The organism is Streptomyces sp. ST2-7A (genome assembly GCF_021390475.1).
Lineage (GTDB): Bacteria > Actinomycetota > Actinomycetes > Streptomycetales > Streptomycetaceae > Streptomyces.
In genome coordinates this window covers 163383-183789 of record NZ_JAJUWS010000002.1, presented here as the reverse complement: position 1 = coordinate 183789, position 20407 = coordinate 163383, and the positions used below count along the sequence as shown (strand labels likewise).

Annotated in this window: 19 protein-coding genes and 1 pseudogene; 8 read left to right on the top strand and 12 right to left on the bottom strand. The window is 71.8% G+C overall.

What is annotated here, in order from left to right; genetic code table 11:
* Positions 1–495: 495 nt before the first annotated feature.
* The gene (locus tag LZF96_RS02430) at positions 496–909 is read right to left on the bottom strand and encodes a DUF2530 domain-containing protein (RefSeq protein WP_233865161.1); all 414 of its coding nucleotides are present in this window, start codon (positions 907–909) and stop codon (positions 496–498) included.
* Positions 910–918: 9 nt separating this feature from the next.
* Positions 919–1053 carry a hypothetical protein gene (locus LZF96_RS26365; RefSeq protein ID WP_267940331.1) on the bottom strand — a complete coding sequence of 45 codons (135 nt, stop codon included), beginning with the start codon at positions 1051–1053 and terminating at the stop codon, positions 919–921.
* A gap of 1279 nt (positions 1054–2332) precedes the next feature.
* Here LZF96_RS26365 and LZF96_RS02425 point away from each other — a divergent pair.
* The 3 genes and pseudogenes from LZF96_RS02425 to LZF96_RS02415 form a co-directional block, all read left to right on the top strand.
* Positions 2333–2707: pseudogene (locus tag LZF96_RS02425) on the top strand (MarR family winged helix-turn-helix transcriptional regulator); the annotation flags it as partial.
* 245 nt (positions 2708–2952) lie between these two features.
* Positions 2953–4305: an MFS transporter gene (locus LZF96_RS02420; protein ID WP_233865159.1), complete on the top strand. Its 1353-nt coding sequence runs from the start codon at positions 2953–2955 to the stop codon at positions 4303–4305.
* A 151-nt stretch (positions 4306–4456) separates the two neighbouring features.
* Positions 4457–5347 carry a 2'-5' RNA ligase family protein gene (locus LZF96_RS02415; protein ID WP_233865157.1) on the top strand — a complete coding sequence of 297 codons (891 nt, stop codon included), beginning with the start codon at positions 4457–4459 and terminating at the stop codon, positions 5345–5347.
* A 774-nt stretch (positions 5348–6121) separates the two neighbouring features.
* Here LZF96_RS02415 and LZF96_RS02410 read toward each other — a convergent pair.
* Positions 6122–7111, bottom strand: a complete 990-nt coding sequence (locus tag LZF96_RS02410; protein ID WP_233865155.1) for an aldo/keto reductase — start codon at positions 7109–7111, stop codon at positions 6122–6124.
* 187 nt (positions 7112–7298) lie between these two features.
* On the opposite strand from LZF96_RS02410, the gene LZF96_RS02405 reads away from it, so the two are divergent.
* Complete coding sequence (locus LZF96_RS02405; RefSeq protein WP_233865152.1) at positions 7299–8369, top strand: WD40 repeat domain-containing protein; 1071 nt, start codon at positions 7299–7301, stop codon at positions 8367–8369.
* Between the two features lie 122 nt (positions 8370–8491).
* On the opposite strand, the gene LZF96_RS02400 is transcribed toward LZF96_RS02405, so the two are convergent.
* A complete protein-coding gene (locus tag LZF96_RS02400; protein ID WP_308294128.1) occupies positions 8492–9571 on the bottom strand; it encodes a TetR/AcrR family transcriptional regulator in 1080 nt (359 codons plus the stop codon).
* A gap of 299 nt (positions 9572–9870) precedes the next feature.
* On the opposite strand from LZF96_RS02400, the gene LZF96_RS02395 reads away from it, so the two are divergent.
* The 3 genes from LZF96_RS02395 to LZF96_RS02385 all read left to right on the top strand — a co-directional run bounded on the left by LZF96_RS02395 (position 9871) and on the right by LZF96_RS02385 (position 13184).
* Positions 9871–10845 (top strand): ATP-binding cassette domain-containing protein, encoded by a 975-nt coding sequence (locus LZF96_RS02395; RefSeq protein ID WP_233865235.1) that lies wholly within the window; start codon positions 9871–9873, stop codon positions 10843–10845.
* Entirely contained in the window at positions 10842–11711 is an 870-nt protein-coding gene (locus LZF96_RS02390; protein WP_233865150.1) for an ABC transporter permease, read from the top strand. The genes LZF96_RS02395 and LZF96_RS02390 overlap by 4 nt, the downstream gene beginning before the upstream one ends.
* A 219-nt stretch (positions 11712–11930) precedes the next feature.
* A complete protein-coding gene (locus LZF96_RS02385) occupies positions 11931–13184 on the top strand; it encodes an 8-amino-7-oxononanoate synthase (RefSeq protein WP_233865148.1) in 1254 nt (417 codons plus the stop codon).
* A 37-nt stretch (positions 13185–13221) separates the two neighbouring features.
* Here LZF96_RS02385 and LZF96_RS02380 read toward each other — a convergent pair whose 3' ends face one another.
* From LZF96_RS02380 to LZF96_RS02365, 4 genes are all read right to left on the bottom strand, one after another.
* A complete protein-coding gene (locus LZF96_RS02380; protein WP_233865146.1) occupies positions 13222–13797 on the bottom strand; it encodes a GNAT family N-acetyltransferase in 576 nt (191 codons plus the stop codon).
* A 90-nt stretch (positions 13798–13887) separates the two neighbouring features.
* A complete protein-coding gene (locus LZF96_RS02375) occupies positions 13888–14220 on the bottom strand; it encodes a DUF1232 domain-containing protein (RefSeq protein WP_233865145.1) in 333 nt (110 codons plus the stop codon).
* 573 nt (positions 14221–14793) lie between these two features.
* On the bottom strand, positions 14794–15912 hold the full coding sequence (gene serC / locus LZF96_RS02370; protein WP_233865143.1) for a phosphoserine transaminase: 1119 nt from the start codon (positions 15910–15912) through the stop codon (positions 14794–14796).
* A 33-nt stretch (positions 15913–15945) separates the two neighbouring features.
* The gene (locus tag LZF96_RS02365) at positions 15946–16806 is read right to left on the bottom strand and encodes an SDR family oxidoreductase (RefSeq protein ID WP_233865141.1); all 861 of its coding nucleotides are present in this window, start codon (positions 16804–16806) and stop codon (positions 15946–15948) included.
* A gap of 90 nt (positions 16807–16896) precedes the next feature.
* Between LZF96_RS02365 and LZF96_RS02360 the strand changes: the two genes are divergently transcribed.
* A complete protein-coding gene (locus tag LZF96_RS02360; RefSeq protein WP_233865139.1) occupies positions 16897–17370 on the top strand; it encodes an Rrf2 family transcriptional regulator in 474 nt (157 codons plus the stop codon).
* A 171-nt stretch (positions 17371–17541) separates the two neighbouring features.
* Here LZF96_RS02360 and LZF96_RS02355 read toward each other — a convergent pair whose 3' ends face one another.
* The 4 genes from LZF96_RS02355 to LZF96_RS02340 all read right to left on the bottom strand — a co-directional run bounded on the left by LZF96_RS02355 (position 17542) and on the right by LZF96_RS02340 (position 20238).
* Positions 17542–18453, bottom strand: a complete 912-nt coding sequence (locus tag LZF96_RS02355; protein ID WP_233865137.1) for a cytochrome c biogenesis CcdA family protein — start codon at positions 18451–18453, stop codon at positions 17542–17544.
* A gap of 10 nt (positions 18454–18463) precedes the next feature.
* Positions 18464–19078: a redoxin domain-containing protein gene (locus LZF96_RS02350; protein WP_233865135.1), complete on the bottom strand. Its 615-nt coding sequence runs from the start codon at positions 19076–19078 to the stop codon at positions 18464–18466.
* Between the two features lie 225 nt (positions 19079–19303).
* Positions 19304–19693 carry a zf-HC2 domain-containing protein gene (locus LZF96_RS02345; protein ID WP_233865133.1) on the bottom strand — a complete coding sequence of 130 codons (390 nt, stop codon included), beginning with the start codon at positions 19691–19693 and terminating at the stop codon, positions 19304–19306.
* Positions 19690–20238, bottom strand: coding sequence for an RNA polymerase sigma factor (locus LZF96_RS02340; RefSeq protein ID WP_233865132.1), 549 nt, complete (start codon positions 20236–20238; stop codon positions 19690–19692). The genes LZF96_RS02345 and LZF96_RS02340 overlap by 4 nt, the downstream gene beginning before the upstream one ends.
* Between the last annotated feature and the right edge of the window lie 169 nt (positions 20239–20407).

The following is a 20407-nucleotide window of genomic DNA, read 5'->3' as shown; positions in this document are numbered from 1 at the left end:
ACGGTTTCCGGAAGACGAACGCGCGGGTGCCTCCCGTCCTCCCGGTCGCCGATGGGTGACGAGCCGGGGAATCGCCGGAGCGCATGTGGGAAACGCAACTCGCCCCGAAACGACGGTGGTGAATGTCGCTGATTCCCATGATGCGTTCACCGCTTTTCAGGTGTTCCCGGGATGGGCTGGGGGCTCCACGGCGTCCCCACCGGAAAGCCATGCCCGGCCTCCGGAGCGGGCGGCGGGAAACAGGTCAGGGGGTGGGCGGTGCTCCGGGCGTCGTGGAGTGCTCGGCCCCTCGTCGTCGGCCGAGCGGATCGGGCCCCGGCGCCCGGAACGCGGTGGCTCCGTGAGTGGGCAGCGACTCCGGGGTGTTGGCCGGCGGACCGAGAAAGGTTGGGTGGCCGGAGGTCCGCGATCGGGTGGTGAGCGCCGCAGCCGGGGTGCCGGAATACGGGGATGCCGGGCTGTGGGGAGGAGGCCGAACCGGTGGCTCGCTCGGAATCAATCCCGGTGCTGGGGGTGGGCGTCGTCGTCGGGGTGGTTTTCCGGAGAGGTCGTGCCGGTCTCGGTCGGGCCGACCCCGCCGTTTCCCCTGGCGGGGGTGGTGGCGTCGGCCGCTCGGCGCAGGGCGGCGGTCTCACGACGACGGACGAACCACAGACCGTAGAGGCCGAGGAGGACGCCGGCCCCGCAACTCCCGATCCACCACTCCGCGTCATGGTCGGCGAGCCGGGAGTGGAAGGGGAGTGAGCCGACAAGGAGGATGCCCCAGACGCTGGTGAGGGCCATCACCACGACCGGGATGTTGCCCTCCAACGGCTCGGGCGCCTTCCGCTTGCCGTGGGTGAGGAAGTCCCGGGGCATCGTGGTGGCCCTCCCGTCCCGCCGCCGTTGGAAATCCCGTCTGATTCCCACGGTCCCAGCCTATCGGCCCGCAGGAGGTGTCTCGATGTCGGTACCGCCGATCACCAGGCGCTCGGCACGTTCGATCGAGGTGAGCAGGCGTTCGTCGAAATCCTCCCGGGCCGGCATGTCCGCGACGTGGCCCCGGATCGTCATTCCCCGGCGGGCGGCATGACGGTGAAGCCGCTCGAAGAGAGCACCGTCCACCCGCACCGCCGGCACCCGGGAGGTGGCGGACCCACCGGAGCCGTGCCCGGCGGAACGGGCATGGCCGGGGGAGGTGGGAAGGGCACCGGGGGTCGGTGGCCGAGGCGGAAACGGGGAGACCGGCCCGGGAGTTCGTCGGGGTGGGGAAGGAGGACGGAAGCGGGGTGGACCGTGGAATTCGGCGGTCGGGGCGGGGGAGGGGCCGGGGGCTTCCGGGCGGTGCGGGAGCCGGGGAAACCCTTCGGGGGAGATTCTCTCCGAGCGGGGCCGGGAAGGGACCCGGGGCGGAGCGGATCCGGGCCCGGGGGGCAGACGGGTGAGGGGCGGCTTCCCGTATCGGCGCGGGCACCGGGATGACATCTTCGGTCGCCCGGCTGGTCTCATGCCCCGACGTTCCCCCGATGAATCGTTTCCGGAGTCATTTTCCGCATGTTCTCACTCAAAGGGGTGAAGTGCTTGCGAAATTCGTGATTCCAGGCCCTCGAGATGTGTCCAACAGGCGTGGTCGTCCGAATCGGATGGGGCGAAGGGCAGGCGCATGGAGCGGTATTTCGGGGGAGCACCGGAGGAGAGCCCCGGGAGGGAAGTCCGGAAGGAGGTACAAAGCCGGAACGCGGGAGAAGAGGGTGGGGTGCGGAAAGCGGAGGAGTCGAGGGATGCGGGAGGAGGTGATCACCGGAGGAGGCGTCGGCGGAAAGCGGCGGAGGAAGGAGAGGGTGAGTGCTCGGGGCGGGAAGTGCGGGCGACTGTCGGGCGGGAGAGGGCGGTTCCGGAGGGTGGGTCCATCGAGTGGTGACGTGGGGGTGATCGTGGCGAACGGTTGCGCTGGGTGGGGTCCGGGAGCAGGTCGGCGTGGAGAGATGTGGGGCGCGCTGCGGGCCGGCCGGTGGTGGCACCGTGAGTCGATGCGGCGAACATGCCGATGGCGTGATCTTTGAAAAGAAAAGAGAGTGACCGCGCCGAAACGAGCCGGAGCCGGGACAGGTCGAGTCGATGATCGGCAGGCGGGCAGGCGGGCAGGCGGGCAGGCGGGCAGGCGGGCAGGCGGGCAGGCGGGCAGGCGGGCAGGCGGGCAGGCGGGCAGGCGGGCAGGCGGGCAGGCGGGCAGGGAAGGAGGAGTATTTAGTTAGCAATGCTAACCACCTGGGTGTAGGGTGGCTGCGTGTCCGAGCCACCCATCGATACCCCCGAGAACGCCGACGCGGTGAACACGCTGCGCATCGGCGTGATGCGTCTCGCCCGGCGCATCCGACACCAACGCGAGGACCGCTCCCTGGGGGTCGCGGAGCTCTCCGCCCTCGGCACCCTGCATCGATGCGGACCGATGTCTCCCGGGGAGCTGGCCCGCAAAGAGCACGTCCAACCCCCCACCATGACCCGGATCCTCGCTCTCCTTCAGGAGCGCGGCCTGGTGAGGGTGGCACAGCACCCGGTCGATCGGCGCCAGAAGACCGTCACCGTCACCGAGCGGGCCGAGGAGATGATTCGAGCCACTCGCAGTAAGGACAACGCCTGGCTCACTCGACTCGCCTCCCGACTCGATGACGACGAGCGGGCCCGGCTGCGTGCCGCCGCTCCCGTGCTTCACAAGCTCGCCCATATGGACCCGACGCCCTTCCCGCCGGTCGAAGGCTCTTCCGCGTCCTTCGACGGAGCATCGGCCACCGGGGCGCCCATCGGTGACGCCGCTCTCTCCTCCACCGATTCCCTCCCCGGTGGCGCCGGCGGGGAGGTTCCGAGCGGGAGCCCTCGCCGCCCGATCCCGACCGCCCCACCACCCCCCGCCCCCTCGACGTCCGGGCCGGAGGGAGACGACCCCATCGCCCCCCACATGTAAGGAGCGCCACCTTGACCTCGGGATCCGGAAAAGCTTCCGCCCCCGATCAGCCCACTCCGAACGACCCTTCCGCCGAACCGGACAGGCCCTCCACCTTCCGGTCCCTGAGGGTGCGGAACTACCGGATCTTCTTCCTCGGGGCCATTGTTTCCAACACGGGTACCTGGATGCAGCGCATCGCCCAGGACTGGTTGGTCCACACCCTCACCGGCTCGGCCGCGGCCGTCGGCACCACCGTGGCCCTGCAATTCCTGCCGATGCTGCTCTTCGGCCTCTACGGTGGTGTACTCGCCGACCGCATGGACAAGCGTCGGCTGCTCATGTGCACCCAGGGGGCGATGGGGCTGACCGGGCTGGTTCTCGCCGCGCTCACCCTCAGCGGACAGGTGCACGTCTACCACGTGTACGGCCTGGCCTTCGTCCTCGGCCTGGTCACGGTCGTCGACAATCCCGCCCGTCAAACCTTCGTCTCCGATCTCGTCGGCCCCGGACTGTTGCGCAACGCGGTCTCCCTGAATTCCGCCAACTTCCAGTCCGCCCGCATCGTCGGTCCCGCCGTCGCGGGCATTCTCATCACCGCCGTGGGAAGCGGCTGGGCGTTCCTCTTCAACGGCCTGTCCTTCATCGCCCCGGTGCTCGGATTGCTCCTGATGCGGACCTCCGAACTCACCCCTGTCGAGCGGGCTCCACGCGGGAAGGGGCAGTTGCGTGAAGGGCTCGCCTACGTGGGCAGTCGGCCCGAGTTGCTGTGGCCGGTCGTACTGGTGGGATTCATCGGCACATTCGGCTTCAATTTCCCCATCTGGGTCGTGGCCTTCACCGACCGTGTCTTCGATGCCGGGGCCGGCACCTACGGGTTGCTGAACACTCTGATGGCGGTCGGCTCGCTGGCGGGGGCCCTGATCGCCGCCCGACGCATGGGGAGTCGGATGCGATTCACGGTGGGGACCGCGGGGTTGTTCGGTGTCCTGCTGGTCGCGGCCGCGGGGGCTCCGCACTTCGTGGTCTTCGCCGCCCTGATGATCCCCCTCGGGTTCGTCGGCATGACCTTTATGATCACCGCCAACACCAGCCTGCAACTGGCCAGCGATCCCGCGATGCGCGGCCGGGTGATCAGCCTGCACATGATGGTTTTCCTCGGTGGCACCCCCCTCGGCGCCCCATTGCTCGGTTGGATCACCGACACCATGGGCCCACGAATCGGCATGTTGGCCGGGGGTGCCATCTGCGCGGCCGCCGCCCTGGTGGTGGCACTGGTACTGGCCCGGATCGGTGGATTGCGGCTGCGGGTCAGGCTGCGGCGTGGTGCCCCCGTCGTCGATTTCGTATCCCGTAAGGAGCCGGCGGCGGTTGCGGTGGGTTGACCCTCCTCGCCGTTCACCCGCCTGCTTGTTCACCCGCTCGCCGTGGCCCGGTGAGCGGGTGCCCGTGCCGCACCGACCGGCGGGGAAGCGGGTGGCGGCCCCCGTCCCTCCCGGACGCGCGGCCGGGCCCGGGAATGGGGAGACTGCCGTTATGCGTCTGTTCTCCGCCCTGCTTCCGCCCGAGGCCGTCCTCCGCCGGGTCGCGGAGATCACCGATGAGTTGCGCGGTCTGCCGGAGGCCGAGGGGCTGCGCTGGACCGAACCGACCGGATGGCACATCACCCTCGCCTTCCATGGTGAGTGTCCGGACGGGATGCTTCCGGAGCTGGGGGAACGACTCGGGCGGGCGGCGGGCAGGAGCGCGCCCTTCCACCTCCGCCTCGGGCCCGGGGGGCGTTTCGGGGATCGGGTGCTGTGGCTGGGAGTCGCCGATGCCGATGCTCCTCCCCGTACCCCGACCGATACCCGTCCCGGTGCCGGCATCCGGAGCCCCATTCCGGGAGAGGGAGGCCCGCCGCCCTCTCCCGTTTCCCCCGGCGGCCCACCCGCCGGGGCCGGAGCCGGCCCACTTACCGATGTGATCGGTGCTGCTCGGGATGGAACGGGGCGGGACGTGGAGGGGGGTGTCTCGGAGGGCGGGGACTCGGATGACGCCGCTTCGGCCCGTCGGACCGTCCGAGGGGGGCGGGCCGCTCGGGGCTCACGAGGAGAAGCGGTCGGTCGGGATCGCGCGGTGGTGCGGTTGGCCGAGGCCTGTCGGGCGGCCGGCACCCGGGCAGGGGCATCGCACCGGGAGACCACGCCCTTCCGTCCCCACCTCACCCTTGCCCGATCCCGCGGGGGCGCGGGCCGGGCGACAGCCGTCCTCGCCGCCGCGCTGGAGGACGTCGTCGGGGAGGCTTGGCCGGTCGACCGCCTGGTGGTGATCCGCAGTGAGCTGCCATCGGGAGGTGTGCCGGGGGCCGGACCGCGTTACACCCCGCTGCTGGCCCGGGAACTGGGAACGGGACGTTCCGTGGAGGTGCCGGGCGCCGGACACTGAGCCCTTCCGTCCGTTCCGACCGCCGAGCATCCCGGCCCCGACTCTCGCCGACGGGCTCCCGGCCCTCCTTTTCCGCTCCCTGTCCGGGCCCTCCGGGTTTCCGATCGCCGATCCCCATCCGGCCCCCGACTCCGACCCGGTGCCCGGCCATCCGAATTTCGGCTTCTCCGTACGGGAGGTCCCACCACGCACCGCGCGTCGCCTTTTCCCGGGCCCTTCATCCTTCCCGGTGAGCCCTTCCGGCACATCCTCCTGCGGCCCCCCTCCACGATCCTTCCCGCGGAAGCCGGTGTCCCGGTGCGGGGCGGCTGCCGGGGTCGGGATGACCGGAAGGCACCCTGCCGCTCCGGATGGCCTTCGTTCCGGCTACCGTGGTGGCGTGGACGCGAAAACCCGTGCGCGCATTGTCAGCGCAGCTCTGATCCTGATGTTCGCCGCGGTGTTCATCGCCACCGCTCTCGGCGGCTGATTTCCCGGACCGGTGCTCCCATCGGACGGAGCGTTTCCACGGACCGTCTCCGTTCCGGGGAATGTCACGTTTTCGACCCCGCTGTGCCGCTGCCCGCGGAGGACTTCCCGCACCGGTGTTTCGGCCCGCTCCGGTCGTCCTGTTCCTGCCCGGTCGATCACCCCCGGTTGCCGTCACCCCGGTTGCTGTCCGGCGTGGAGAGCGTCCGGGCCCCTTCGGGATATCGAGGGGCTTCCCGGCAGCGGCGGGGGCCCGGGCGCCGGGAGGGTCCCAGGGACATATCCCGGGGACCCTCCCGGCGGGTGTTACCAGGCGAAGGCTTCCGGAGAGGGGCCGGGGCCGGGGAAGATATCCTCCAGCCCTGCCAGAACCTCCTCGCCCAGTTCCAGCTCCACGGCCCGCAGCGCCGAGTCCAACTGCTCGCGGGTACGCGGCCCGACGATCGGACCGGTCACCCCCGGCCGGGTCAGCAGCCAGGCCAGACCCACTTCGCCCGGCTCCAGACCGTGCTTGTCGAGCAGATCCTCGTAAGCCTGGACCTGCTCGCGCAGTTTGGTGTTCTCCAGCGCCCGCAGGGAGCGGTTACCGGTCCCCGAGCCCTCCCGCTCCTTGCGGATGGCACCGCCCAGCAGGCCACTGCCCAGGGGCGACCAGGGGATGACACCCATGCCGTAGGCCTCGGCGGCGGGGATGACCTCCATCTCGGCGCGTCGCTCCACCAGGTTGTACAGGCACTGCTCGCTCACCAGACCGAGTGAGCCGCGCCGGGCGGCGGTCTCGTTGGCCTGCGCGAGGTTCCAACCGGCGTGGTTGGAGGAGCCCACGTACAGCACCTTGCCCTGCTGCACGAGTACGTCCATGGCCTGCCAGATCTCCTCCCACGGGGTGGCACGGTCCACGTGGTGGAACTGGTAGAGGTCGATGTGATCGGTGTTCAGTCGCTTGAGGCTGGCCTCGACGGCTCGGCGGATGTTGAGGGCCGAGATCTTGTCGTGGTTCGGCCAGACGGGCTTGTCGTCCAGTTGCATGCTGCCGTAGGCCTTGGTGGCGAGCACGACCTTGTCGCGGCGGTCCCCGCCCTTGGCGAACCAGCTACCGATGATCTCCTCGGTGCGGCCCTTGTTCGCTCCCCACCCGTACACGTTGGCGGTGTCGAAGAAGTTGATGCCCGCGTCCAGGGCGGCGTCCATCAGGGTGTGGCTGTCGGCCTCGTCGGTCTCGGGGCCGAAGTTCATCGTCCCCAGCACGATGCGACTGACCTTGAGCCCGGTGCGTCCCAGCTGTGTGTACTCCATGACACACCAGTCAATGTGCTGGAGCGCACTCCGGGCAAGCACCGATGCGGGGGGCGGCGCGGCGGGCCGGCAGGCTGGGATCATGCCATCCCCTTCCGTTTCCGTCCCCGCTGTCTCCTCCCGCCGGGTATCCGGCCCCCGACGGGGCCGTCGGGGGCCTCGTCCGGGCCCGGTGGGGTTCGCGCTGATGGTGATGTCGGTCGTCACGGTGTTCGCCGGCACGGCGGTGATCACGGCTCCGCCGGCCGTGGCCGAGGAGGGGAACGGCGGCGGGGTGCCGGAAGAGTTCACCATCGAGGACCCGCGGATCGTGGAGTCCAGTGGATTGCAGGCCAGCCATCGCCACCCGGACGTCTACTGGACGCACAACGACAGCGATTACGCGCCCGAGATCTACGCCGTGGACGGCACCACGGGCCGAACCGTCGCCACGGTAACGCTCACCGGGGTGGAGTTCCGGGACGTGGAGGCGATCCACCTCGGCCCGGACGGCGATCTGTGGGTGGGGGACATCGGCGACAACTTCGACGGTGCCTGGCCGCACGTGTGGATCTATCGTTTCCCCGAGCCGGAGACCCTGGCGGACATCAGTCTCGCCCCCGCGGTGTACACGGTCACCTGGGAGGACGGCCCCCGGGACGCGGAAGCGCTGATGGTGCACCCGGACACCGGACGGGTCCACCTGGCCAGCAAGCGGCGGGACGGCAGCGGCGCCGTCTACATCGGGCCGGAGGAGATGAGCACCGAGGACACGAACGTCTTCACCCGGTACCACGACACGAACCTGTGGGTGACCGATGGCGCCTTTTCCCCGGACGGCACCCGGTTGGTCCTGCGCGGCTATTTCAACGCCGAGATCTTCGGTTGGTCGGAGGGTGAGGAGCCGGAATCCCTGGGCGTGGTGAACGTTCCCCTCCAGCCGCAGGGCGAGTCGGTGACCTTCACCCCGGACGGTCGGACGCTGATGTTCGGTTCGGAGGGTGCGATGAGCCGGGTGCAGCCGGTGGAACTGACCGGACGGCAGCTGCCGGAGAGTGTCGCGGCGCGGGACACCGAGGAGGGCACCGGAACCGCGACGGAGGGGGGTTCCGACACCGGGACGGATACCGGCCCCGATACCGGGGTGGACACCGATGACGGCTCGCGGGCGGCCGAGGAGGGTTTCCCGACCCGTACCGTCATCGCGGTCATCGCGGCCACGGTGCTGGTGGTGGCACTGCGCCGGTTGTTCCGGGGTGCCGGTTCGCGCCGACGGTGACGGCGGGAGTCGGCGCCGGGGGCCGCCACCGTCACCCCGGTGCCGCCGGGGCGTCGGGGTGAGTCGGTGCGGCCTCCCGCCGGCCGGGCGAGCGGCCCCGGGGGACCCCCGTCCTCCCGGTGTCATCGGCCGGGTCGGGACTCCCCGGTGTTTTCGGGACCCGTGCCGGTTGAGGTCTTTCCCGTCTCGTGCTCGGCGGTACCCGTCCCGGTACCGGAATCGGTGACGGGGCCACCGACGGGATCGGTGTCGGTCCTCGCATGGGTGGCATCGGTGCCGGTGGCCGGGTCCGGGGGGTCGGGGACCCCGGCGGTGTCGGAGACGACGGACCGGGGAGTGCCGTTTTCCCCGGTCCCTTCGGCGATGTCGGTGGCCGGATCGTTTACCCCGGCGCCGGGGTCGTTCCCGGTGACCACCAGAGACGGTGCCCGGCGATCGCCGCGTCGTCGGGCACCGATGTACCTTTCCAGGCCGTCGAGCAGGGAGTCGAGCCCGAAGCGCAGTGCCTGCGCGCCACCGATGGAGAAGCTCGCGGGATCCAGCTCGGCGAGTCGGGGAAAGCGACCGCTCCCCATGATCTCGTCGAGGATCGGTTCCTGCGCTCCCCAGAACTCCTCGTCGCTGACCCCGGTCTCGCGCGCGGCCACGGCCTGTAGAACATAGGTGCGGGCGGTGCCCGTGACGTAGTGGTCCAGAGTCATGACGACGGCCACCCGCTCGGCGTCGGTGAGGCCGAGCCCGGTCAGGCCCTCCAACATGAAGTCGAGCCCTGCCAGTGCGTTGGGCCCGAGCACGGGTCGGGTCTGGTTGACCTGGAGCAGCCAGGGGTGGGCCATGTACAGCTGCCAGTTGCCCAGCGCCACGAATTCGAGCATGGTCCGCCAGTTTCGAACCGTCTCCGGCGGTGGTGGGCCGGTGCCGGTGGGACCGGGTGTCAGGACCCGGTCCAGCATGAGGTCCAGCAGTTCGCCCTTGCCGGGAACGTAGCGATACAGCGACATGGTGCCGACGCCCAGGTCTGCGGCGACCCGTCGCATCGACAGGGCGGAGAGTCCCTCACGGTCGGCGAGGGCGATCGCCGCGTCGACGATCGTCTCCAGGGTCATGCCCGGGCGCGGGCCGCGACCGGAGGATTCCTTGCCGCGCCACAGGAGCTCCATGCTCCGGGAGAGATCGCCGCTGCCGCTCTGTGCCGTGGTCATGGTGGCGCCATCCTAACGGCGCGTCCGTTTCGTTCCCTCACCCCGGTCGAGAAGTGCGTACGTCGTACCCTTGATTTCTGGGTACGATGTACGCATCATGATGAACAGCGTACGCCGTACGCCGTGTGTGGTGTCGACTCCCGTGCCCCGTGCCGGGGCGCACCGCGCCCTGCCGGGCTTCCGATCACCCAGCACAGACCACTTCCGGAGGTTTCTCCGTCGTGTCCGCTTCTTCACACCCTCCCGATCCCTCGCTCCCTCCGACGCCCCCGGGCGGTGCCCCGGGCAGCCGGTACTCGATCCTGGCCGAGGGGCTCACCCGGCGCTGGGGCGACAAGGTCGCCCTCGACCACCTCGACCTGGCCGTTCCCCGGGGCGTGGTCTTCGGACTCCTGGGCCCCAACGGCGCGGGGAAGACCACCTGCGTTCGCATCCTCACCACCCTGTTGCGTCCCACCGGCGGCCGGGCCGTGGTCGGCGGTCACGACGTGGTCGCCGAACCCCGGGCGGCGCGTCACCGCATCGGTCTCACCGGCCAGGAGCCGGCGGTGGACGAGATCCTCTCCGCCCGCCGGAACCTGGAGATGTTCGGACGCCTCTTCCACCTGGACGCCCGGCGGGCGCGGCACCGCGCCGGGGAATTGCTGGAACGCTTCGGTCTCACCGAGGCCGCCGATCGTGCCCCCGGCACCTTCAGCGGCGGGATGCGCCGCCGCCTGGACCTGGCGGCGAGCATGATCCTCGCCCCGGAGGTGCTCTTCCTCGACGAACCGACCACCGGGCTGGACCCGCGCGGTCGGATGGAGGTGTGGGAGGCCATCCGTGAGTTGGCCCGCGCCGGCACCACCGTCCTGTTGACCACCCATTACCTGGACGAGGCGGACCGCCTCTCCGACCGGATCGCGCTGGTGGACAACGGGCGCAAGGTGGTCGAGGACACCCCCATCGGGCTGAAGCGTGCCATCGGGGGTGATCGGATCGAGGTCGTCGCCCGCGAACCCGCCGACCTGCCGGCCGTGGCCGCGGTCCTGGCCCGGGTAGCCGATGCCGCGGCGCCGGTGGTGGAGGAACACGAACTGCGCGTGCACGCGTCCGTCCGGGATCGCATCGCCGCCCTCACCGAGGTCACCCGCGAACTCCACGCCCGCGGCACGGAAGTGGAGGACATCGGATTGCGCCGTCCCACCCTCGACGAGGTCTTCCTGCGGGTGACCGGCTCCTCCGCCGTATCCGTCGTCCCCACCCGAACCGCCACCGAGGAGGTCGGCCGATGAGCGGCGCTCCGCCCCGACCCGAGCCGACCGGCGAGTTGTTCTCCACCGAACCAGCTCTGTTCCCCGTCGCCCCGGGGAGTCGCCTGTGGTGGGCCCTGACGGACTGTTCGACCATCGTCCGCCGCGACCTCGGGCACCTTGCCAAACAACCCTCGCTGATCGCCTGGCAGCTCGGTTTCCCGATCGTCTCCGTCCTGCTCTTCGTCTACGTCTTCGGCAGCGCCATGGTGGTGGCCGAGGGGGTGGACTACACCTCCTACGCCATGCCGGGCATGTTCACCATGACCATGGCCTTCGGCTTCATGAACACCGCCATAACCGTGGTGGTGGATCGCGACCGGGGGATCACCGACCGATTCCGTTCCATGCCGATGTCACCTTCCGCCGTGGTCACCGGCCGGGGTGTCTCGGACGTCCTGCACGCGGGACTGGACCTGGTCGTCCTGGTCGCCATCGCGCTGGCGATCGGATGGCGTTCCGAGGGAGGTCTCCTCGCCGGCGCGGCCGCCCTCGGCCTGCTGCTCCTGCTGCGCTTCTCCCTGGTGTGGGTCGGGGTGCTGCTGGGGTTGGTGGTGCGCAACCAGGAGGCGGCCGGGAACCTCTTCGCCCTCGCCTTTCCCTTCGGCATGATCTCCTCGGTCTTCACCCCGCCGGAACTCATGCCGAACTGGCTGGGCACCATCGCCGCATGGAATCCGGTCTCCGCCACCGCCAACGCCGTTCGGGAACTGTTCGGCAACCCGGTCGCCTACGGGGAGGGGTGGATCGAGCAGAACTCCCTGCTGATGGCAGTGGTGTGGCCGCTGCTGATCACCGCCGTCTTCCTGCCGCTCGCGGTACGCCGGTTCCGGGGCCTCTCCCGCTGAACCCGTGCCGCACCTCCGTGCCGCCATACGGTCCGTGACGTCACACCGTCGTGCCCTCGTCCCGCTTCCCGGAGGCGCGCGGCGGCGTGGCGCACGCCCTACCGCCGGCCGTCCCGCCGTCACTACGCTCGGCGGGACGACGGGCGCGCCGGCGACCCGGGGGTTCATCCCGGTTGGCGAGGCACCCGGCCATTCCACGGCGAAAGGCGGCACCGGCCCATGCGGACCCCCACCCGGCAGGCACCCGGGGATCGGCCCCCGGAGGATCCCTTCGGATGGCTCGATGCCGCCCGGGCGGAACGGGAGCGCGCCGGGCTGACCCGGACACCGCGCCCCCGCGAGGCCGGGGAGGGGCTCCTGGACCTGGCCGGTAACGACTACCTGGGCCTGGCCCGTCACCCCCGGGTCACGTCGGCCGCCGCCGATGCCGCCCACCGGTGGGGTGCCGGGGCCACCGGTTCCCGGCTGGTCACCGGCACCACCGTCCTGCACACCGAACTGGAGGTGGAACTCGCCGCGTTCTGCGGGTTCGAGGCGGGTCTGGTGTTCTCCTCCGGCTACGCGGCCAATCTCGCGGCGCTCACCGCCCTCGCCGGCCCCACCGGGAAGCGGGGCGCCGCCGGGCTGATCGTCTCGGATGCGGCCAATCACGCCTCCCTGATCGATGGTTGCCGCCTCGCTCGGGCCGCGACCGTCGTCGCCCCGCACGCCGATCCGGCGGCGGTGGACAAGATCCTGAACGACCGTCCACCGCCCGCCGGGGAGTCGTCCGGCACCCCTTCGGGTGGTGCCGGCGGGCAGTCGGCCGGTCCGGTGCTGGTGGTCACCGATTCCGTCTTCTCCGTGGACGGCGACGCCGCGCCGCTCACCGGGCTGGCCGACGTCTGTCGGGAGCACGGTGCCGCCCTGGTGGTGGACGACGCCCATGGTCTGGGGGTGGTCGGGGACGGGGGGCGTGGTGCCCCGCACACCGCCGGTCTCGCCGGCGCGGCCGATGTGGTGGCGACCGTCACGCTTTCCAAGTCCCTGGGCTCCCAGGGCGGGGCGGTGCTCGGACCGGCGCGGGTGATCGAGCACCTGGTCAACGCCGCCCGCACCTTCATCTTCGACACCGGCCTGGCCCCGGCCGCCGCCGGGGGCGCGCTGGAGGCCCTGCGGACGCTCCGGTCCGGACCGGAGCGTCCCGCCCGGGCCCGGTGGGTCGCCGGCGAACTCCACCGACGACTCACCGACGCCGGTCACACGGCGGCCCGTCCGGACGCGGCGGTGGTCTCCGTGCACGCCCCCGATCCGGTGGCGGCCGTCCGCTGGGCCGCCGACTGCCGGGAGGCGGGGGTGGCGGTCGGGTGTTTCCGCCCGCCGTCGGTGCCGGACGGCATCTCCCGGCTGCGGTTGACCGCCCGGGCCGACCTCTCCGATGCCGACCTCGACCGTGCGACCGGGGTGATTCTCGCCACCGCCCCGGGACGGTGAGGGGACGGGAGAACCGGACGGGCGTACCGGAGGCGTCTCACTCCCCGGGCGGCGGCCCGTCGGGGTGCGGGGCCGCCAGTCGCCCGGCTCGGTCCAGGACGTACAACTCCTCCGGACCATCCGGGCCCGTGGGGTCCGCGTGCGGCGTTCGTACCAGCCCTGCCCGCAGCGCCACCCGCCGCGAAGCGACGTTGGCGGGCCGGATCCGGGCCGTGATCGGCAGGCGGGGCATCCGCGCGGAGCCCCATTCCACCGAGGCCACCGCCGCTTCACCGCCCAGCCCCCGGCCCCAGTGGGTCGGGAGGAAGCGGTAGAAGAGATTCAGCACGGGCACTCCGGCCACCCGGCTCGGTTTCAGCCCGCAGAAGCCGATCACCCCGCCGGGGTCGTCCAGCAGCCGCACGGCGCGGTAGCCGTGGCCGAAGACGCGCCAGCAGCGGTCCCATTCGATGTATCGGGAGATCGCCGCGTCCCGGTCCGTGAGGATGTCCGAGGGATTGTGTTCACACGCGCGGGGATCGCGGTGGAGGGCGAGCAGCGTGTCGATGTCACCGATCACGGGGCGGCGCAGCACCAGGCGCGGGGTGACGATTCCGGTGGTGTCCGGACTCACGGTTCCTCCCCTCCCCGCCGGGTGTCGCGGGCCACGGTCGGCACCCCCGCGCGGCGGGGCGTGGTCCGGCCCACCGATGCCGGCGGGACGTCACTCCCGGGGCATGGCCGGGACGGAACGGTCACGGCCGGCCTCGATCCCGCGCTTGCGCCGGACGTCCCGTGCGGAGACCCCCAGTCGGGTCAGGGCGGCCAGCAGTACGCCGATGTCGTCCAGGTAGATCGGGTCCGGGAGCAGGTCCACCGGCCAGATCGTGTAGGCGATCGCGCCCCAGAAAGCGAACTTGTCACCGCCGTTGAGGCCGACCGTCCGCAGGGTTCGGTAGGTGCGCACCAGCTTGGTGACCAGGACGACCGCCACCGCCGTGGTGGCGACGGCGATCACACCGAGGATGACGAGCAGGGTCACGACCCAGTTCTCCACGGGCCGCCTCCCTCCGGTTCGTCCTCGCGTGCGCGGCCCCTCGCCGGGCCGTCCTCCATCGAGCCATGGTACTGCCGGGCACGTCGTTCGCAGAGATATGCCGATGGGATCGTATGTGTGGCGCCAGGGCTCGCACGCCGGGGCGCGGGCTCGTGTCCGAGGTGACGCCGGGTTTCCCGCCGAAGGTGAGCACCGGGTCCGGGCGCGCTCACCGTGTTCACCGTGGCGGCGGACCCGCCGGGGCACGGAAGCGGTCGACGCGCGGGGCGAGCCGTGGGACCGCCGAAAGCCCGGAACGTCCCGGTCGGATCCGTCCCGGCCGCCCGGGAGCGCCGTAGCCGCCCGGGAGCGCCGTACGAGAGGGGGTGCCGGCACCGCGCGGTCCCCGGGCGCGCGGTGCCGACACACGCCGTCGCGCACGGAGGCGGGAGAGGGACACGGGGGAGCGGGGACCGGTACGCGACCGTCGACGGGGCCCGCGCGGGGCCCCGGAACGGGTTCGCCCCGGTCGACCGGATGGGTCGACCGGGGCGAGCGGAACCCGGACGGCGATCCGGGGCGCTGCCGGGAAGGTCAGAGGCGCTCGATCACGTGATCCACACAGCGGGTCAGCGCCTCGACGTCGTCCGGCTCCACGGCGGGGAACATCGCCACCCGCAGCTGGTTGCGGCCCAGCTTGCGGTACGGCTCGGTGTCCACGATGCCGTTGGCACGCAGCGCCTTGGTCACGGCGGTCGCGTCGATCGAGTCGTCGAGGTCGATGGTGCCGACGACCTGCGAGCGGTGCGCGGGCTCGGTGACGTACGGGGTGGCGTGCGCGGACTTCTCCGCCCAGCCGTACAGCCGACCCGAGGAGTCGGCGGTGCGCTCGACGGCCCATGTCAGGCCTCCCCGACCGTTGATCCAGTCGATCTGCTCGGCGAGCAGGAAGAGGGTGGCCAGCGCGGGGGTGTTGTAGGTCTGGTTCTTGCGGGAGTTGTCGATCGCGGTCGGCAGCGAGAAGAACTCCGGCACATGTCGTCCCGAACCGTGCACGGAGGCGGCGCGGTCCAGGGCCGCGGGGGAGAAGATCGCGATCCACAGACCGCCGTCGGCGGCGAAGGACTTCTGCGGCGCGAAGTAGTAGACATCGCTTTCCGCGATGTCCACCGGCAGGCCCCCGGCGCCGGAGGTGGCGTCGACCAGCACCAGCGCGTCCCCGTCGCCGCCCGCCGGGCGGCGGATCGGAGCGGCGACACCGGTGGAGGTCTCGTTGTGGGTGAGGGCGTAGACGTCCGTGCCCGCCTCGGCGCGGGTCTCCGGCAGGGAGCCCGGCTCGGCGGTGATGACGGTGGGCTCGGCCAGCCAGGGGGCGAGCTTCGAGGCCTTGGCGAACTTCGAGGAGAACTCGCCGAAGGACAGGTGCTGCGACTTCTCCCGGATCAGCCCGTGGGTGGCGATGTCCCAGAAAGCGGTGGTGCCGCCGTTGCCGAGGATCACCTCGTAGCCCTCGGGGAGGGAGAACAGCTCGGCGAGCCCTTCACGGACCCGGCCCACGAGGTTCTTCACCGGGGCCTGCCGGTGGGAGGTGCCCATCAGGGAGGCCCCCTCCGCGGCGAGGGCGTTCAGCGCCTCGGGCCGCACCTTGGAGGGGCCCGAGCCGAACCGGCCGTCGGAGGGCTTGATGTCTGCGGGAATCTCGATCTCAGCCACGATTCGCGAGCGTAGTGGTTGCGCGTCCCTCGGTCACTCACCGGTCCGCCCGGTGAGACGGCGTGCCCGATCGGCGGAACGGCCCTCGGTCGCGCCGTCCGCTTCCCCGCCATGGCTCGCGAGCCACTCGTCGAAGCTGGTCGGTGCGATGCGGGCCCCCTCCCGGGGAAGCAGTACGTCACCGGCCATTTCGGGGCCGAAGGTCGCCCCCCACGTCGGCACGAGCCTCACCGACCGTCCCCGCGCGGCGTGGGTGCGGCGGGCCATGTCCACCAGGTCCTGCGGTTCGGGCCCCGCGACCTCCGGGTGGCGCCCCCGGGGTGGTCCCGTCACAACCTCGACGAGGAGATCGGCCACGTCCGCCGGGGCGATCGGCTGCACGAGCAGCGGGGCGATCCGGGCGACCCCGTCCCGTTCGGTCCATTCGGCCACCATCGCCGCGAAGTCATGGAACTGCGTGGTGGGGACGATGGTCCAGGGCACCGGTCCGGTGGTCACGAGGCGTTCCTGTTCCCGCTTGCCCGCGTAGTGCGCGGTGCCCTCCAGTCGGTCGAGGCCGGCGATGGAGAGCAGCACGTGGTGACGGACGCCCGCCCTTCTGCCGGCGTCGAGCAGGGTGCGTGTCGCGGTGCCGAAGCGCTCCACCGTCGTCGCCCGGTCGGCCGGGGGGTGGTTGGTGACGTCGATGACGCCCTCGACCCCGGTGAGAGCGGAGTCGAGGCCGGCGCCGCTCACCACGTCCACCCCGAGTGAACGACCGATGCGCACGACCTCGTGTCCGGCCCGCTCGAGGGCGGTCACTGTGAGGGAGCCGATCCTTCCGGTCGCGCCGGCGACGGCGATGCGCCTCGTGGACGGCGTACCGGAGCGGGCAGGGGGGCGTGGACTCGTCATGGGATTCCCTTCCATCTGCCGGGTGAACCGGACGGGCCCATCTTATTGAGGATTATAAAGTTCCTCAATAGCCGAGATAGGATCGAGTTCATGAAGTTGCCCGTGAGCACCGAATGGCTGTTGCACTGCGCCGCGTCGCTGGCCCAGCTCGAACCGGGCGCAACCGCCTCGGCGGCGCAGCTCGCGCAGTACTACGATCTCCCCCCGGCCTCTCTGGCCAAGCAGTTGCAGGCCCTGGTCAGAGGGGGGGTGTTGACCGCGACCACCGGGCCCGGAGGTGGCTTCCGGCTCGCCCGCCCCACCTCGGAGATCACGCTTCTGGGGATCGTCGAGGCCGTGGACGGCGTCTCCCCGCCCTACGAGTGCCGTGAGATCCGCCAACGTGGTCGGGGGGCTCTGCCCGCCGAGGAGTGCCGCACCCCCTGCGTGCTCGCCGAGCGGATGGGGCGGGCGCACGAGGCCTGGCGGCGCAGTCTCGCCGAGACCTCGCTCGCCGACATCGTCGCGGAGTTGCCCCCGGAAGCGCCGGCCCGCACCCGAAGGCGCCTGACGGGCATGGGGTAGGTCCGCGCGTCGTCGGACGGTGCCGTCGAACCGGTCGACCGGGCAACGGGAACGGGAGACGAACCCCGGCCGACCGGCTCTCCACCGACCGTCCGGAGGGCACTCGTGGCTCGTGGTGCCCAATGGGGCCCGTGCCCGGGCGGGAGAGAGCCGCGGAGGGCGCCGTTCCGCTCAGCCGGTCGGAGGCTTCCCCGCCACCGCCCCGTGGCGTCCCGCGCGGCGACGCAGCCGCCCGGTACCGACCGTCAGGGCGACGAGGACGAGAATCGCCGCCGCCGGCGGCCACGGACCGAGGTCGTTCAGCCACCGCGTGATCTCGCCCTGGATGCCCACGGCGAAGGAGATGACGGGGTCGGTGCCCGAGAGTTCCCCGCGCAGGGCCCGCAGTTCGTACCAGCCGTAGTACGTGACGTAGGCGCCGGCCGGCAGCAGCAGCAGACCGGCGATCCGATGCAGCCGGGCCGGCAGGGGGCGCAGGCGGGCGACCATCGCCCCCCGGGAGAGGGCCGCGGCCAACGTCAGCGCTCCGACGACGAGGCCCATGCCGGCCGCGTAACCCAGGAAGACGGCCACCACTCCCGTGACGCTGCCGACGCGGAAGGCGGTGGTGGTGATGGCGAGGAACGGCGCGATGGTGCAGGAGAGCGAGGCGAGGGCGTAGGAGACACCGAACAGTGCCATGCCCCTTGCCGACTCGGTCGGGTTACGGCCCCCGCCGCGGATCCCGGGCAGCGGGATCCGCAGCGTCCGTCCCGACAGCAGCCACCCGCCCAGACCCATCAGCACCAGGCCGATCACCACCGTGAGGACCGGTAGTCGGGGTTCGAGGGAGAGTGCCAGGGGGGAGACGACCAGGCCGAAGGTACCGAAGACCAGCACGAACCCGCCGGTCATGGCCGCGGTGGCCACCGCGGCCCGGCGCAGGGCGGGGCGCCGGGATCCGGTCCCGCCGGATCTCCCGGTCCCGCCGGGTTCCCCGGTGACGAACAGGCCGAGGTAGGCGGGCAACAGCGCGAATCCACAGGGGTTGACGGCGGCCAGCATGCCGGCGGTGACGGCCAGGGCGAGGGGGATCCCGGTCACCACGTGCCCCTCAGCCGTTCGCCAACGCCGCGATGCGGGAGTCCAGATCATCCGGGCTCAACGCCCCCGGAACGGTCTGCACGGTGCCGTCCGCGGAGATGAACGCGAAGGCCGGCTGGGAGACCACACCGAAGGAACTCCACAGGGCGCCGTCGGTGTCCCGGGCGTGGGTGAAGTCCGCCAGGTCGTGGTCGGTGACGAATTCCGCGTCCTCCGTCGGACCCCCGTGGCCGGAAACCCCGAGGAAGGTCACCCGGTCGCCCCACTCCCGCCGGGCCTCCGCCACGACGGAGGCCTCGCCCCGGCACACGGCGCACCACGGGGCCCAGAACCACAACACGGCCGGCTCGCCGGCCAGTTCGGTACCGTCGAACTCCCCGCCCGCCACGGTCGGCGCGACGAAGCGCAGGGCCTCGGCCGGCGGGGCGTCCGCCTCGGAGGTGGGGGCCTCGCCTTCTCCGTCCGGCCCGCCCTCGTCTTCCCCGGCGTCTCCTCCGCCGTCCCGCGGGGCGGCGGAGGAGGTCGATCCGTCCTCGACGGGGGTCGTCTCTCCCGCTCCACAGGCGGACAGGAACACCAGGGCGGCGGCCAGGAGGACGGTGGTCGGGCGGAGGAGGGTTCGCATGGGGCGCTTCCTTCGGTGGACATCGGTGGACATCGGTGGGCTTCGCCGGACCCCGGTGGATCCCGGGGTGATGCCTTCGGGCACCATCACCCCGGAAACCCGCCGGCTGCCCCCATGGCTTCCATCGCGCGGGAATTCCCCCACCGGACCCCGGGTCGGCCCCGAACCGGGTCGGCCCCGCTTCGGGGTGGTGACCGCGAGTGGAACGGTGCACGGTGCCGGTGGTCAGGGCGTGCCGGTCCCTTCGCGGCGGTCCGGCCCCCCGGCCGTCCCCGGCCCCCCGGCCGTCCCCGGCCCCCCGGCCGTCCCCGGCGCCCGGGGGCGGCCGGGCGGTGAGGGGTTCCCCGGGTTCCCCATCAGCGACTCCCCGAAGGTGACCATGCGGGTTACCGCCTCCGGAGGGACGGCGCCGTGACGGGCCAGGGAGCGGCTGATCCGTCGGTGGAGTTCGGCGTCCATGCCGCAGTGCAGGCATGCCTCCAGATGGTCGGCCACCCACCGGGCATCCGTCTGCGACACCTCGCCCGCCAGATGGGCGTGCAGGATCCGGCCCACCCGGACGCAGTCGATCCGCAGCCGCAGCGTCGACCATCCCCGTCGGAGCGCCCGCCTCACCGGGAACCTCCGTCGGGGATCGTCGTATCGCCGTCCCGCAGCCGTTTCCGGATGCGGTTGCGCGCCCGGTGCAGTCGGCTCATGACCGTGCCCTCGGGTACGTCCAGCACCCGGGCCGCCTCGGCGTAGGACAGCCCGTGGACATCGACCAACTCCACCACGCGGCGGTGATGGACCGGCAGCGCGAGCAGCGCGTTGTGCACGGTGGTGTCGAACTCACCGTCCATGACGATGTCCTCGGGGCCGGCGGTGGGGCGTTCCAGTTCCGTCGCCGCGTCCCGGACCAGGTGCGGACGGCGGGCCCGGTTCCGGTTCATCTCCGTGCGCCGCAGGATGGTCAGCAGCCAGGCCCGCGGGTGCCGACCGTCGAAACGGTCCACGGCCCGGTAGGCCCGCAGCAGGGTGTCCTGTACGAGGTCCTCGGCGTCCGCCGGTTGGGCGGTCAGGGTCGTGGCCACCCGCAGCAACACCTCCACCTCGGGAAGGACATGGCGTGCGAACGCCGCGTCCCGCGCGGTGTCCGGGGCCGCCGTGTGTTTCTCCACGCCCCGGAAACCCGGCGGGAGCGCACCCCCATTCCCTCCGCCGGAGCCGGAGTCGGAGCCGCTCCCCGGCCCGGGCCCCGGGGACGGCGAACGCCGGTTCCCCGCCTCGGATCCCTCAGGGGAGGGGACCGGGGCACCGGAACCGGCGTTCGTGACGGCGCGGCGACGC

What these genes read in the sequence shown, in the direction of transcription:
- LZF96_RS02385 (WP_233865148.1), top strand. Translation starts at nt 11,931, where the DNA reads ATGCGGACCCCCACCCGGCAGGCACCCGGGGATCGGCCCCCGGAGGAT.
- LZF96_RS02400 (WP_308294128.1), bottom strand. Translation starts at nt 9,571, where the DNA reads ATGACCACGGCACAGAGCGGCAGCGGCGATCTCTCCCGGAGCATGGAG.
- LZF96_RS02405 (WP_233865152.1), top strand. Translation starts at nt 7,299, where the DNA reads ATGGTGATGTCGGTCGTCACGGTGTTCGCCGGCACGGCGGTGATCACG.
- LZF96_RS02365 (WP_233865141.1), bottom strand. Translation starts at nt 16,806, where the DNA reads ATGACGAGTCCACGCCCCCCTGCCCGCTCCGGTACGCCGTCCACGAGG.
- LZF96_RS02390 (WP_233865150.1), top strand. Translation starts at nt 10,842, where the DNA reads ATGAGCGGCGCTCCGCCCCGACCCGAGCCGACCGGCGAGTTGTTCTCC.
- LZF96_RS02350 (WP_233865135.1), bottom strand. Translation starts at nt 19,078, where the DNA reads ATGCGAACCCTCCTCCGCCCGACCACCGTCCTCCTGGCCGCCGCCCTG.
- LZF96_RS02360 (WP_233865139.1), top strand. Translation starts at nt 16,897, where the DNA reads ATGAAGTTGCCCGTGAGCACCGAATGGCTGTTGCACTGCGCCGCGTCG.
- LZF96_RS02415 (WP_233865157.1), top strand. Translation starts at nt 4,457, where the DNA reads ATGCGTCTGTTCTCCGCCCTGCTTCCGCCCGAGGCCGTCCTCCGCCGG.
- LZF96_RS02410 (WP_233865155.1), bottom strand. Translation starts at nt 7,111, where the DNA reads ATGGAGTACACACAGCTGGGACGCACCGGGCTCAAGGTCAGTCGCATC.
- LZF96_RS26365 (WP_267940331.1), bottom strand. Translation starts at nt 1,053, where the DNA reads ATGACGATCCGGGGCCACGTCGCGGACATGCCGGCCCGGGAGGATTTC.